The 13,321-nt window shown below is 71.1% G+C and carries 14 protein-coding genes and 1 pseudogene; 7 read left to right on the top strand and 8 right to left on the bottom strand.

The window, feature by feature from the left end; translation table 11 throughout:
• The first annotated feature begins 53 nt into the window (after positions 1–53).
• On the top strand, positions 54–980 hold the full coding sequence (locus A4R43_RS03410) for a LysR family transcriptional regulator (RefSeq protein ID WP_113690940.1): 927 nt from the start codon (positions 54–56) through the stop codon (positions 978–980).
• Here the strand turns inward: A4R43_RS03410 and A4R43_RS03405 are convergent.
• On the bottom strand, positions 949–1,728 hold the full coding sequence (locus A4R43_RS03405) for a sulfite exporter TauE/SafE family protein (RefSeq protein WP_205215233.1): 780 nt from the start codon (positions 1,726–1,728) through the stop codon (positions 949–951). The genes A4R43_RS03410 and A4R43_RS03405 overlap by 32 nt on opposite strands.
• Positions 1,729–1,803: 75 nt before the next feature.
• On the opposite strand from A4R43_RS03405, the gene A4R43_RS03400 reads away from it, so the two are divergent.
• Entirely contained in the window at positions 1,804–2,571 is a 768-nt protein-coding gene (locus tag A4R43_RS03400; protein ID WP_113690939.1) for an AraC family transcriptional regulator, read from the top strand.
• 25 nt (positions 2,572–2,596) lie between these two features.
• On the opposite strand, the gene sigJ is transcribed toward A4R43_RS03400, so the two are convergent.
• Positions 2,597–3,478 carry an RNA polymerase sigma factor SigJ gene (gene sigJ / locus A4R43_RS03395; protein ID WP_113690938.1) on the bottom strand — a complete coding sequence of 294 codons (882 nt, stop codon included), beginning with the start codon at positions 3,476–3,478 and terminating at the stop codon, positions 2,597–2,599.
• 134 nt (positions 3,479–3,612) lie between these two features.
• Here sigJ and A4R43_RS03390 point away from each other — a divergent pair, with 134 nt between their 5' ends.
• Complete coding sequence (locus A4R43_RS03390) at positions 3,613–4,113, top strand: carboxymuconolactone decarboxylase family protein (RefSeq protein ID WP_113690937.1); 501 nt, start codon at positions 3,613–3,615, stop codon at positions 4,111–4,113.
• Between the two features lie 11 nt (positions 4,114–4,124).
• Positions 4,125–4,568 carry an ester cyclase gene (locus tag A4R43_RS03385; protein ID WP_113697318.1) on the top strand — a complete coding sequence of 148 codons (444 nt, stop codon included), beginning with the start codon at positions 4,125–4,127 and terminating at the stop codon, positions 4,566–4,568.
• 61 nt (positions 4,569–4,629) lie between these two features.
• Here the strand turns inward: A4R43_RS03385 and A4R43_RS03380 are convergent, their stop codons facing one another.
• Both A4R43_RS03380 and A4R43_RS03375 read right to left on the bottom strand, forming a co-directional pair.
• Entirely contained in the window at positions 4,630–5,247 is a 618-nt protein-coding gene (locus A4R43_RS03380) for a hypothetical protein (protein WP_113690936.1), read from the bottom strand.
• 544 nt (positions 5,248–5,791) lie between these two features.
• Complete coding sequence (locus A4R43_RS03375) at positions 5,792–7,105, bottom strand: MFS transporter (RefSeq protein ID WP_418190802.1); 1,314 nt, start codon at positions 7,103–7,105, stop codon at positions 5,792–5,794.
• 86 nt (positions 7,106–7,191) lie between these two features.
• On the opposite strand from A4R43_RS03375, the gene A4R43_RS03370 reads away from it, so the two are divergent.
• Complete coding sequence (locus A4R43_RS03370) at positions 7,192–7,620, top strand: winged helix-turn-helix transcriptional regulator (RefSeq protein ID WP_113690934.1); 429 nt, start codon at positions 7,192–7,194, stop codon at positions 7,618–7,620.
• A gap of 5 nt (positions 7,621–7,625) precedes the next feature.
• Here A4R43_RS03370 and A4R43_RS03365 read toward each other — a convergent pair whose 3' ends face one another.
• From A4R43_RS03365 to A4R43_RS03350, 4 genes and pseudogenes are all read right to left on the bottom strand, one after another.
• Positions 7,626–8,399, bottom strand: coding sequence for a pectate lyase (locus tag A4R43_RS03365; RefSeq protein WP_236808753.1), 774 nt, complete (start codon positions 8,397–8,399; stop codon positions 7,626–7,628).
• A gap of 191 nt (positions 8,400–8,590) precedes the next feature.
• Positions 8,591–9,484 (bottom strand): TIGR03619 family F420-dependent LLM class oxidoreductase, encoded by an 894-nt coding sequence (locus tag A4R43_RS03360; protein WP_113690933.1) that lies wholly within the window; start codon positions 9,482–9,484, stop codon positions 8,591–8,593.
• Between the two features lie 202 nt (positions 9,485–9,686).
• Positions 9,687–9,938, bottom strand: a pseudogene (locus A4R43_RS44710) (STAS domain-containing protein); the annotation flags it as partial.
• A 191-nt stretch (positions 9,939–10,129) separates the two neighbouring features.
• A complete protein-coding gene (locus A4R43_RS03350; RefSeq protein ID WP_113690932.1) occupies positions 10,130–10,411 on the bottom strand; it encodes a DUF6343 family protein in 282 nt (93 codons plus the stop codon).
• A gap of 43 nt (positions 10,412–10,454) precedes the next feature.
• On the opposite strand from A4R43_RS03350, the gene A4R43_RS03345 reads away from it, so the two are divergent.
• Together A4R43_RS03345 and A4R43_RS03340 are read left to right on the top strand one after the other, a co-directional pair.
• Positions 10,455–12,413: an aconitate hydratase gene (locus A4R43_RS03345; RefSeq protein ID WP_113690931.1), complete on the top strand. Its 1,959-nt coding sequence runs from the start codon at positions 10,455–10,457 to the stop codon at positions 12,411–12,413.
• Positions 12,414–12,471: 58 nt separating this feature from the next.
• Positions 12,472–13,320, top strand: coding sequence for an SAM-dependent methyltransferase (locus A4R43_RS03340; RefSeq protein WP_113690930.1), 849 nt, complete (start codon positions 12,472–12,474; stop codon positions 13,318–13,320).
• Position 13,321: the final 1 nt, after the last annotated feature.

Raw genomic sequence — 13,321 nt, 5'->3', positions numbered from 1 at the left:
AGCCATTAGCCGCCAGCGCGATCTGCTTGGCCGCCGTTAGCGATACTTAACCCATGCTCACCGCCGAACGCCTCCGCGTCCTGGTCGAGGTCGCGCACGCCGGATCGATCGCGACCGCCGCGCGGCGCATGGGGTTCACGCCGTCCGCCCTGTCGCAGCAGCTCGCCAGGCTGGAACGCGAGGCGGGCTGCACGTTGCTGGAACGGCGGCCGACCGGCGTCGCGCTGACCGAAGCGGGACGGCTGCTGGTCGCCCACGGCGAAGTGGTCACCGGTGAGCTGCGGGCCGCCGAACGGGCCCTCGCGGAACTGCGCGAGTTGCCCGCCACCGACCTGAGCATCGGCACCTTCGCGACCGCCGGGCAGGTGCTCCTCCCGCCCGCGCTGCGTGCCTTCCGCGAAGCGCATCCACGGACCCGGTTGCGCCTGATCGATCTCGAACCACCGGACGGCTACGGCCTGGTCCTGTCCGGTGAGCTGGACCTGCTCATCACGCACCGCTATCCGGGCGTCCGGCTGCCACCAGCGCGCGGCCTCGCCCGGCGGCCGCTGCTGGCCGACCGGCTGCGCCTGGTCCTGCCCGCGGACCACCCGCTGGCGACCGCCCGGCGCGCGCGGTTCGAGGATTTTGCCGGGGACGACTGGATTTCCGGCGACGACACCGCGCCGAGCCGCGTGTGCTTCGAAAGCCTGGTGGCGGAAACGGGCGTGGCACCGCGCGTGGCCTACGAGACGCGGGACTACGCGGTGATCCTCGCGCTCGTGCGGGCCGGGCTGGGTGTGTCGTTCGTACCGGACAGCCTGCTCGCCGGTGCCGCGCGGGACGGACTGGTGGTGCGCGACCTGACCGGCAGGCGGCCGGTGCGCGAGATCCACACCGTGCACCGCGACCGGCCGCCCGCGCACGTCACGACCATGGTGTCCCTGCTGGCGGACAGCGTGGGCGCGGTCACCAGGCGGCGCCCACCGCGGCCAGGGTGACCACCACGAGCAAGCCGAGATAGGTCCAGGCGTGCACGTCGTCGCGGACCCGTGGCGGACGCCGTCGCAGCAGCACGATCACCGGGATCGCCGAAACCAGCAGGACCGCCGCCGAGCGCAGGTCGATCGCGCCGACCACGCCGGTCGCTTCCGGCGTGCCCAGCAGGAACACCACCAGCGCGGGCGCGCTGATCACCAGGGTCAGCGGGTTGGCCAGCGGCGCCGCGACGGACATCGCCAGCCCGCCGCGGCGCAGCAGCGGCACGGTCATCACGCTGCCGCCCACGCCGAGGAACGACGCGGTCGCCCCGATCGGCACCCCGAGCGCCGAGGAGATGGGGAACTCCCGCCGGGTGGGTTCCGCGGCCGTGCGGAAGAAACCCGGGCGCAGCAGGACATCGGCGATGGTCACGCACAGGTAGGCGACAAAACCCCAGTGGATCAGCGCGGGCGGCGCCACGCGCGCGAGCAGGGCACCGGCCACCCCGCCTGCCGCGAGCAGCACGCACAGCCGTGCCGAACCGCGGAGGCGCCGCAGCACGTCACGGGAGGTGGCGAGCGTGGCGACGGCGGCGTTCACCACCATCACCACCGACGAGGTGGCGACGGCGACCACGGCCGCCTGCGCCCCGAGTGACGCGTCCACCCACAGGATCACCGGCACCGTGACGAACCCGCCGCCGAAGCCGAACAACACCGTGGTCACGCCGGTGAGCACGCCCACCACCACGAGGAACAGCAACTCCATGCCGTCCAGTCCACCGCGGCCACGCCTGGCCTACAATCGACAGCCCGCCTCTGACCATCGAGAATCGGCCAGCAGATGAAGAACATTCCCGTCGCCGAACTCGACGACGACCCGCGCGCAGTCCTGCCGATCGCCACGGACTACCCGCCCGGCTGCCTGCTCGACTGGCACGAGCACCGCCGCGCGCAGTTCCTGTACGCGGCACGCGGCACCATGGTCGCCGACACCGACCGCGGTACCTGGACCATTCCGCGTGAGCGGGCGGTGATGATCCCGGCGCGCACGCGGCACCGCGTGATGATGGACGGGGTCCGGACGGCGAGCCTCTACGTCGAGCCCGCCGCGGTGCCGTGGTGGCCGGACTCGTGCGAGGTCGTCGAGGTGGGCCCGCTGCTGCGGGAACTGCTGCTCGCCGCCGCCGAACTGCCGGTGGGCTATCGCGTGTCCGGAAGGGACGGTGCGCTGATCGACCTGCTGCTGCACGAACTCGCCACGCTCACGCCGCTTCCGCTGCACGTCCCGCTGCCGACGTCGCCGGTGCTGCGGTCGCTGTGCCGCGAGTTCCTGCTCCACCCGCACGTGAGCGTCACGAACGCGGACTGGGCACGCGCGGCGCTGCTCAGCGAGCGGTCGCTGACCCGGTTGTTCCAGCGCGAAGTGGGCACCGGGCCGTCGGCATGGCGTCGCCGGGCGGGACTGCTCGCCGCCGTTCCGCTGCTGCGTGACGAGACGGTGAGCGAGGTCGCCGCCCGCCTCGGCTACGCGACGCCCGCCGCCTTCACGCACGCTTTCACGCGGGAGCTGTCGATGACCCCGTCCAGCCTGCGAACCGTGCCGAGCTGAGCACTCGGGTGTCGCGCTGAGCGCTTCACGCCGCTCCCGCGCGTCGGGTGTTCCACAGGCGGAGCTTCTCCGGATTCCGCACCGCCCAGATGTTCCTGATCCGCTCCCCGTCGAGATCGAACGCGTACACCGTCACCGTCACGCCGTTCTCCCGCGCGAGGAGGCCGGGCTGCCCGTTGACCGTGCACTCCGCCAGTTCCAGCGCGCTGAGCCGCTCGGCGATGGCGAGCAGGTAACGCACCAGCTCCTCGGCGCCTTCGACCGGGCTCCGCCGGGTGCCGGCCCGGCCACCGCCGTCGCCGACGGCGGTCACCCCCGGGTCGAGCAGGCCGACCAGCGCGCCGATGTCCCCGGCTTCCCATGCCCGCTTGAACTTCCGGACGACTTCCGCCTGACGGGCGGCGGGCGCGGGCTTCCGCGCGGTGCGGACGCGACGGCGTGCCGACGTGGCCAGCTGGCGGCACGCCGCCGGTGACCGGCCGAGGATCTCGGCCACTTCGGTGAACGGGTAGCGGAAGACGTCGTGGAGCACGAACGCGACCCGCTCGGCCGGGGTCATCGAGTCGAGCACCACGAGGAAGGCCATGGTGACCGACTCGTCGAGCGCCACCCGGTCGGCCGGGTCGCCGCCCGGTTCGGGCAGCGGCTCCGGCAGCCAGTCACCCACGTAGCGTTCCCGGCGCACCCGCGCCGAGCCGAGCAGGTTGAGGCAGAGGCGCGCGGCGACCTTCGTCAGCCAGCCGCCGGGCGCCTCGATCGCCGCCCGCTGCGCGGCGGGCAGCGCGTACCAGCGGGCGTAGGCCTCCTGCACCACGTCCTCGGCCTCCGCCAGCGAGCCGAGCAGCCGGTAGGCGACGTTGACCAGCTGGTGCCGCTCGCTCAGGCCGGGATCGGTCGTGGTGGTCATGCTGCTCCTTCGTTCGTGATGTCGTCATCACTACGACCGGGTGGCACGCCGAACTGTGACAACGGCGGCCCACCTCACATTCGCGGCGGCTGAGTTGTCGAAGGGAGGAAGGACCCGCGACGGAAGGAATCCCCATGACAAGCACGATCGAGCCGGACGAGCTGAAGTCACGCCTGCCCGATCCCGCCGAGCTGTTCCCCGAACTGACCGCGCTGTCCGGCGCACTGGTCAAGGCGCTCGGCGACGGCCCGATCCCGCGGACCACGATCAGCCTGGTGCAGCTGCGGGCCGCGCAGCTGGCGGGCAGCACCTATCTGACCGTCCGGGTGACCGACGAGCTGCGCACGGCCGGGGAACCGGAGCGGCGCATCACCGCCGTGGCGACCTGGGCGGACGCGCCGTACTTCACCGCCGACGAACGGATCGCGCTGGAGCTGGTGGAGGCCGTGATGACGCCGAACCCGTCCGGGGAGCGCGTGTCCGACGAGCTGTTCGCCAGGGCGTCCGCCGTCTACAGCGACGAGGCACTTTGGACGCTCACCGTGGCGATCGGCCATTTCAGTCTGTTCGTGCCGGTCGCGCTGATCGGCAAGCCGCTGCCGGGGCGTCCTCCCGGCCAGAACTACCGGAAGTGAGGACCAGCACCATGCCGACCGACCAGGAAACCAGGAACCAGGCGGTGTTCGGCCGGTTCCACGACGCGCTGAACACCCACGACCTGGCGCTCATCAGCAAGACCATCGACGAGGTCGTGCACCCGGACGTGTTGTTCCACGCGCCCGTCCCGACCGGGCTGAGCGGGCCGGACGCGCTCAAGCAGGTGTGGGAGGTGCTGCTCCGCGCGTTCCCGGACATCCGGGTGACCACCGAGGACACCATCGCCGCCGGGGACAAGGTCGTCTTCCGCAACACCGTCACCGGCACCCATCTCGGCGACTACCGCGGCCACCCGCCGACCGGGAAGTCCGTGTCGTACAAGGAGATCTTCATCGTCCGGTTCGACGGCGACCGGATCGCCGAGACGTGGGGCGTGGTGGACGTCTTCGGGCAGCTGCGGCAACTCGGCCTGCTCCCGGACGGCCTGCTGTAGGAACACGAATGTGGCTTTCGGGGCGTTTTCCGCCCCGAAAGCCACATTCGTGTCCAGCGGGCTAGGCCGGGCACTGGTTCCGGAAGGCGGCGATCTCTTCGGCGTCCGGATGGTTGGCGTCCAGCGGCGAAGCCGGGTCGAGCACCAGGCGGGCCGCGGCCTTGTCCAGTTCCTCGTACTGCGCGTCGCGTTCGGCCGCGGCGCTGATCAGCGACGAGGTGAGCAGCAGTTCAGGACCGGGCCCCGGCTCCAGCACGTCCGCGATGCCGCACGCGACCTCGACCAGCGCACCCGGTTCCGGCGCGAAAGCGTCGCGCTCGCCGCATTCGGCGTCGGCGCGGGCGCGGGCCTGGTCGAACGCCGCGTCGTTGTCCTCGTCGAGCGCGACCTTGAGTTCGTTCGACAGGTCCTGCAGCCGGGTGTTCAGCTCGCGGTTGCCGACCTCCAGGAACAGCGTGGACACGGCATAGCCGAGCTGCTGTTCGGCGTCGTCCGCTTCGATGGCCGCGCGATTGAGGTCCCGTTGATGCAGATGCAGGCCGCAGGCGAGGTCCAGATAGCCCGGCGCCCCGGGTTCGAACGGCTCGTCGCGGGACAGCCAGACCGTCACGCCGACGGCCGCCGCAGCAAGCACACCGCACGCGATGACGACCGGCACGCGCCACCGTCGGCTGATCATGCGCCTCATGCTAGCGAAACACCCCCGGGACCGGTCCCGGGCCTACCGTCCTCAAAGGACAGAGCATGGTGACGCAGCGTCAGGGAAGTCCGCCCGAGCAGCGGGCGTGGCGATCCACGCGGCCACCGCGGGCCAGCCGGGACACCACCAAAGGACTACTCACGGTTTTTCGGGTGCCTGACGATCTTCGCCCAGCCGGTCACCGAGTACGTTTCTGGCGAACCGAAGACCGACGAGAAAGTCACCGAGTTGCCGACTAGCACCAACGAGGACCTGACCGACACGGCGCTGCTGACCGCGGCGCGTGCGGGGAACCTGCTGGCCTACGGGGCCCTGCTGCTGCGCTCCCGCCTCCCGGTGGACCACCCGCTGCCGCCCGCCGCGGAACCCGTGGTGCGCCGGTGGCGCGCCCAGCTCACCGGCCCCGCGTTCCGCCGTCTCCCCGCCCGCTGGCAACTTGTGTTGTGGCACCTCGAATCCGGCGCTCCCGACGAGGACCTGGCCGCCGTGCTGAACACCTCACCCGGTGGCGCGGCCGCGCTGATCAGGCGGGTCCGGACGGAGCTGCACCAGGCCCACGCGCACACCGGCTGCCGGCCGGTTCGCCGGCAGCTCCCGACCTGGTTGGTGGGAAACCTTTCGTACCAAGGGATCCAGCACGTCGACGAGCACGTGTCCGGCTGCGCGAGCTGCCTCGCCGCGTCGGTCCGGCTGCTGACCGTCCACCGCGAGCGGCGGTGACGAGCGCACCGAGGGCGAGCAGCGCGCCGAGCACGGTGGGACCGGCCCAGCCGAACGCGTCGAACAACGCGGTGGTCGCAGCGGCGCCGAACGCGGACCCGAGGGAGTAGAAGACCATGTAGCCGCCGATCGCGCTGCTGGTGCGCTCGGGGTAGGCGGTGGTCAGCACGTGCTGGTTGCCGACGTGCACGGCCTGGACGGCGAAGTCCAGCACCACCACTCCGAGCACCAGCAGGGGCAGCGACCAGCCGAGCTGCCCGATCGCGAGCCACGAGCCGAGCAGCAGCACGAGCGCGATGCCGGTGACGCGGCCGGTGTGCCCGGCGTCGCCCCAGCGTCCGGCGCGGGCGGCGCCCAGCGCACCGGCGAGCCCGGCGACGCCGAACAGCCCGATCTGCGCTTCGCTCAGCTGCCAGGGCGCGGCGGCGAGCGGTAAGGCCATGCCACTCCAGAGCGTGCCGAAGGAGGCGAACAGGAAAAACGCAACCAGTCCCCGCGTGAGAAAAATAGGATTGTTGAACAATCCTCCAAGAGTACGGATCACCTGTCCATATCGGGACCGATCCACCCGGAGGTCCGTCGGCAAAGCCACCAAGGCGACCACAGCGAGCACGGCGGAGAGCACGGCCAGCACCAGGTAGCTGCTGCGCCAGCCCCACAGATCCGCGAGGCCGCCGGTGACCGCACGGGCGCCGAGAATGCCGACCACCACCCCCGACGTGACCACACCCAGAGTGCGCCCGCGCTCGCCGGGCGGGGAGATCGCCGCCGCGAAGGCGACCGCCGTCTGCACGACAACCGCGAACCCGCCCGCCACCACGAGTCCGCACAGCGCCACCCAGGCCGCGGGCGCGGTCGCGGCGATCGCCAGCCCGGCCGCCACCAGCGCCAGGTGCGCGGCGATCAGGCGCCTGCGGTCGAGCAGGTCACCCAGCGGCACCAGCAGAACCAGCCCGGCGAGATACCCGAGCTGCCCGGCGGCGACGAACCAGCCGACCGATTCCCGCGGCATACCGAGGTCCCGCCCCATCGGCTCCAGCACCGGCTGCCCGGCATACACCCCGGCGACGGCCACACCGCACACCACGGCCAGCACCAGCCTCGTTCCCCGCCCCACAACCACCTCCGAGTTTGGTTGCATTTTGCAACTCATCGCAGGCTAGGGCAGAATGGTTTCAATTCGCAACTCATGGGAGGCGTCAGGTGTGGACGGACCCGGACTGCCCGGTCGCCCGCGCGGCGGACGTGGTCGGCGACCGGTGGAGCCTGCTGATCGTCCGTGACGCGATGGACGGGGCGCGCTCCTTCACCGACTTCCAGCAGCGCACCGGCATCGCCCGCAACATCCTCACCGACCGGCTGCGGAAGCTCACCACGCACGGCCTGATCACCCAGGTCGAAGCCCCGTCGGGCAAGCGCCGCGTGTACACCCTCACCGACGCGGGCAAGGACCTGTTCGCGGTGATCGTCGCGCTTCGGCAGTGGGGTGAGCGCCACGCCTTCGGCCCAGGCGAACCACACTCGCTCCTGGTCGACGAACACGGCGAGGTCGTCCCGCCAGTCGTCCCGGTCGCCGCAGACGGCTCACCACTGACCAGCGACACGACTTCGGTGCGCAAGAAAGGAGTATGAAGCCGCTACTGGTAGGTGATGTCGCTCGCGGAGTAGCGGCAGTGGGTGCTGTCCGGCCCGGAGCCGTTCTCGTCGGGTTCGTCGCCGTCGTCGTTGCCGATGTACTTCTGGCAGATGACCATCTTCCGGTCGGGGTCGCCGACGATGGTGAGCCCGCTGAACCTGGCCGTGTCGCCGTAGTTGGTGTTGACGCCCGCCACCCGGTTGCCCGGCCGGGTCAGCGTGATGTCCCGGAACACCACGTCGCGCTGGTACTGGGTGGAGCAGTTGCCGCACGAGCGGTAGAACGTGCCGAAGTCGCCGGCCTGGAAGTTCTGCACGGTCAGCGTGCCGCCCCCGTTGTGCTGGAACACCTTGTCCCCCGCCGAACGGGCACCGCCGCCGTCGACCAGGAAGGCGGGATCACCGCTGCCGCGGAAGGTCGCCGCGTCCTCGCCGACGTCCTCCCACCACACGTTCCGCAGCGTGCAGGGACCCGTGCAGTGCACGCCGTCCCCAGCCGGGCCGCCGATGATCACGTTCTGCAGCGTGGCGCCGGGAGCGAGCAGGAACATCGGGTCCTGGTCCTCCTCCTGGCCGCCGTCGCCGATGCAGCAGTACCGGCGCATGCCGCCGTCGAGGCCGCTCGACGGCACCGAGATCGTGCCGTTCACGCTGACCTGCCCGGTGGGCGTCGGCCACGCCGGTGCGGCCGTCGCGGTGGCGGGCGGCCAGGCCAAGCCGGCCGCCACCAGCAGGCCGGCGATGAGTGTGGTCAGTTTCTTTCCGTTTCCGCGCACGGGAACCAGGTTAGGAAGGCACCTGTGGAGGATTGCGGACAACGTGTGGACTTTCCCGCGTCACCCGGATGGCCCACGAGTGGCACGGGGTCGCGGTGGCGCGACCGGCTGGGTGGGCGCCACCGACGAGAACCCGGCGGCGCCGTTCGACGTCGCCGGGTTCTCGGCCTGCCGCGCCTGCTGAGCCGCGCTCAGCCCTTGCCGATCAGGTCCAGCAGGCGGCCGGTGAGCTCGATGTGCTCGTCCACGCTGCTGGTGAGGTAGGTGAGGTCGACGAAGGCATGGTCCGCGTCGAGCGCCGGGACGATCTTCTTCACCGCTTCGGCGAGGAGTTCCGGCTCGGTCCCGGGTCCGGCGTTCACGCGCAGCGCGACGCCCAGCGCCCCCGGGTCACGCCCGGCCTTCTCGGCGGCGGCGCGGATCTTGGCCAGTCCCCCGGTGAGCGCTTCCGCGGGGAACTGCTCGGGTACCGACCACACCGGCAGCCAGCCGTCGGCCCGTTCCGCGACCCGGCGCTGCGCGCGCTCACCGAATCCGGCCAGGTACACCGGCGGCTTGCGGACCGGCTTCAGCCCGACATGGCTCTCCGGAATGGTGTAACCGACTCCCTGGTGTGCCACCACGTCCTTCGTCCACCACGCCTCCAGCAGGTCGAGCAGGTCGTCCAGCCGCTTGCCGCGCTCGGCCATCGGGACGCCGACGGCGTTGTACTCGTCGGGCGACCAGCCGATGCCGAGCCCGGCCAGCAGCCTGCCGTTGCTGGCCACGTCGATGCTGGTCAGCTGCCGCGCGAAGGTGGCGGGCTGGTACTGCGTCGCGTTGATGGTGCTGGAGCCGAGGGTCACCTTCTCCGTGACGGCGGCCGCCACGGCGAGCAGGATGAACGGATCCTGGGCGATGGAAAACTCCTCCGGCATGGTGTCGTAGCCGGGATAGGCCACCTCGGGCGCCACCGGTGAAAGCAGCCGGTCGCCGACCCAGAGGCTGGCGGCCCCCGCTTCCTCGGCGGCGCGCGCGTACCGCGCCACCCCGCCCGGCGTGGCCGTCGCCTTGCCGAAGACCGGAAGACTGAACCCAATGCGCATGAAGACTCCTCTGCAGAGCGAGCGGACCCGGGTGGCCCCCGGTGCCACTACTACTCGCATTTAGTTGCGCGTTCAAGTATTCCGGTGGCTGATCAGTTGGACAGCTGCTCGAAGACCGCCGGACCGCCCCGGTACAACGGGAAACCCCGTCCAGGCCGGCGGCTTTCAAGGCTCTCGCCGCCGCGCGCGAGGGATCGCAGACGCCGAAGGTGGCCCCGTGCGCGCGTGCCTGCGCCTGCGCGACGAGCAGGCACCGCAGCCCGGCGCTGCCGAAGAAGGTGGTATCGCGCAGGTGGACCAGCAGCGCGAACGGCGACGGCGGCGCCCACACCTCGGCCAGCGCGGCCTCCAGCCGCGGCCGCGTGCTCTCGTCGACCTCACCGCACACCGAGACCAGGCGGGTGGTGCTTCCCAGCAAGCGGCTCTCGACGGTCAACAGCGGTGTGGCGTCCATGCTGCTCCTTCCGTGGTGACGGTGGAGACAGCACCAACCAGGTGAAGCCTCCGAAAGGGCGGCACATGGTTTGAACCGTGCGTTCACCGTAGGAGAAGCACGCCCCGAGCGCAAAGCGCACACTCACCGCCCGTGCGGCGGCTGGTCACCGCACGTCAGCGGGCATCACCCGGACGGTCGGCCACCGGCCGTCAACCCGGTTCCCCGCGCCGTTTCCGGTGCACCACCCAGCCGAGGTCGACCAGGCTGACCACGGCGACGACACCGAGCACGACGGCGCCCCACACCGCGTCCTGTGCCACGAAGAACACCGCACCGGCCACGCAGAGCACCACCGCGGCCGAGGCCAGCACGATGCGCAGGGTGAGCGCGCTGTACGCCGGAGCGGCACCGCCGTAACCGGCCGTGGGGTCGTGATAGTCCGGCAGCCCACGCTCGTACTCCGCGCGGGTCCGCCTCCGCGACGCGTTCATGACACCTCGAATACCCGGCCAGGACCGCGGGTACACCATCGGAGTGGGACGCAACCTGGCACGGAAGCTGATCGAGGAGCACCTCGTCCGCGGTGAGCCGGAACCCGGTGCGGCCGTCGAGCTGCGGGTCGACCAGACGCTGACCCAGGACGCCACCGGCACGCTGGTGATGCAGGAACTGGAGGCGCTCGGCCTGGACCGCGCGCGCACCGAGGTGAGCGTGCAGTACGTGGACCACAACCTCCTCCAATCGGATGAAAAGAACGCCGAGGACCACCTGTTCCTCCAGTCGGCGTGCCGCCGGTTCGGGTTGTGGTTCTCCAAGGCGGGCAACGGGGTCTCCCACCCGACGCACATGCAGCGGTTCGGCGTGCCCGGCAAGACGCTGGCCGGTTCCGACTCGCACACCTGCGCCGCCGGTTCGCTGGGCATGCTCGCGATCGGCGTGGGCGGGCTGGAAGTGGCCACCGCCATCGCCGGGCAGCCACTGCGCCTGCGCATGCCGGAGATCTGGGGGGTGCGGCTGACCGGTGAGCTGCCGCCGTGGACGTCGGCGAAGGACGTGATCCTGGAAATGCTGCGCCGCCACGGGGTCCGGGGCGGGCTGAACCGGATCGTGGAGTACCACGGGCCCGGTGTGGCGACGCTGTCGGCGATGGACCGGCACGTCATCGCGAACATGGGCGCGGAGCTCGGTGCCACCACCACGGTGTTCCCCGCCGACGACGCGGTGCGCGAGTTCCTCCGCGCCGAGGACCGCGAGGACGACTTCCGCGAACTGCGCGCCGATCCGGCCGCCGGCTACGACGTGACCGACCACATTGAACTGTCCACTGTGGAACCGCTGGTGGCCAGGCCGTCCTCGCCGGGTGACGTGGTGCCCGTGCGCGAGGCGGCGGGCACACCGGTGAACCAGGTGGTGATCGGCTCGTCGGCGAACCCGGGCCTGCGTGACTTCGCCATCGCCGCGGCCGTTCTCCGCGGCAAGCAAGCCGACCACGAGGTCAGCCTCGACATCAATCCGTCGTCACGGCAGATCTTCGCCGATCTGACCAAGATGGGCGCCACCGCCGAGCTGATCGCCGCCGGGGCGCGCATCCACCAGGCGGGCTGCCTCGGCTGCATCGGCATGGGCCAGGCACCGGCGGCGGGCCGCAACTCGCTGCGGACCTTCCCGCGCAACTTCCCCGGCCGCTCCGGCACCCCGGACGACTCGGTGTGGTTGTGCTCCCCCGAAACCGCCGCCGCGTCCGCGCTCACCGGGGTCATCACCGATCCCCGCGACCTGGGCGACGCCCCGCCCGTGCTGGACCTGCCCGAGAAGGCGATGGTCAACACCCGCATGCTCGTCCCGCCGCTGCCGCCGGAAGAAGCCGCGCGCGAGGACCTCGTGCGGGGCCCCAACATCTCGACCCTGCCGGACTTCCCGCCCCTGCCCGACCGGGTCGAGGCGCCGGTGCTGCTCAAGCTCGGCGACGACGTCTCCACCGACGAAATCTCCCCGGCCGGGGCGCGTGCCCTCCCCTACCGGTCGAACGTGCCGAAGCTCGCCGAGTTCACCTTCACCCGGCTCGACGAGGACTACCCGGCCCGCGCCCGCGAAGTCGCGGACACCGGGCACATCGTGGTCGGCGGGGAAAACTACGGGCAGGGCTCGTCCCGCGAGCACGCCGCGATCACCCCGCGGTATCTCGGCCTGCGCGCGGTGGTGGCGAAGTCGTTCGCCAGGATCCACTGGCAGAACCTGGCCAACTTCGGGGTGCTCGCCCTCGAATTCACCGAGCCGGGTGACTACGAGCGGATCGAACCGGGTGATGTGCTGGTGCTCGATGACCTGCCGGGCGCGCTGCACGCGGACCATCCGGAAGTCACCGTGCGCAACCAGAGCAAGGACGAACGGTACCGGCTGCGGCACCGGCTTTCCGCCGAACAAGTCGACGCGGTGCTGGCCGGTGGCCTGATCCCGCGGCTGGCCAGGAGCGGTACCACCCGCGGGTGGTGACGCAGCGGACACGAGCAGTACGCTGCCCCTCACGTACGGCTGAGCTTCGAGGGGCAGGATGACCGACAAGTACCGGGCGCCGAGCTCGAACCCGGTGGGGGTGGACCCGAACCGCGCCAGCATCGCGCGGGTGTACGACGCGGCACTGGGCGGCAAGGACAACTACGAGATCGACCGCGAAGTGCTGGCCCGCGTCGCCAAGGTGGCGCCCGAGGTCAACGATCTCGCCTGGAGCAACCGCAAGTTCCTGATCCGCGCCTGCCGCTTCCTCGCCATGCGGGCCGGGATCAAGCAGTTCCTCGACTGCGGCTCCGGGCTGCCCACCGCGGAGAACACCCACCAGGTGGTGCAGCGGATCGACCCGGACTGCCGGGTGGTCTACGTGGACAACGACCCGGTGGTGATCTCACACGGGCAGGCGCTGCTGGTGGAGAACGACCGCACCCACTTCGCCGACGCGGACATCTTCACCCCGTCGGAGGTGCTGGGCAACGAGGTGGTGCGGGAGCACATCGACTTCACCGAGCCGCTGGCCCTGCTGCAGGTGGGCACGCTGCACCACTACACCGCCGACAACGGGGCCGAGCTGATGGCGGAGTACGTGGACGCCCTGCCCTCGGGCAGCTACGTGGCGATCGCGCACTTCTTCAATCCCGGGACCGACGAACTCGCGCACCTCGCCGAGCGGATGGAGGACATCTTCATCCACAGCCCGATGGGGTCGGGGCGGTTCCGCACCGCGGACGAGATCAGGGCCTTCTTCCCCGGGCTGGAACTGGTGCCGCCGAACCCGGAGAAGCCGGGCGACCTCGAACTGTGCGACCTGTGGTGGCCGGAGGGCCCGCGGCCGCGGCCGCTGAACCAGGTGGAGCAGTGCATCGTCGGCGCGGTGGGCCGCAAGCCCTGAG

It is taken from the genome of Amycolatopsis albispora, from assembly GCF_003312875.1.
GTDB lineage: Bacteria > Actinomycetota > Actinomycetes > Mycobacteriales > Pseudonocardiaceae > Amycolatopsis > Amycolatopsis albispora.
The sequence above is the reverse complement of the archived record's forward strand: the minus strand, read 5'-3'. Positions and strand labels throughout refer to the sequence as shown.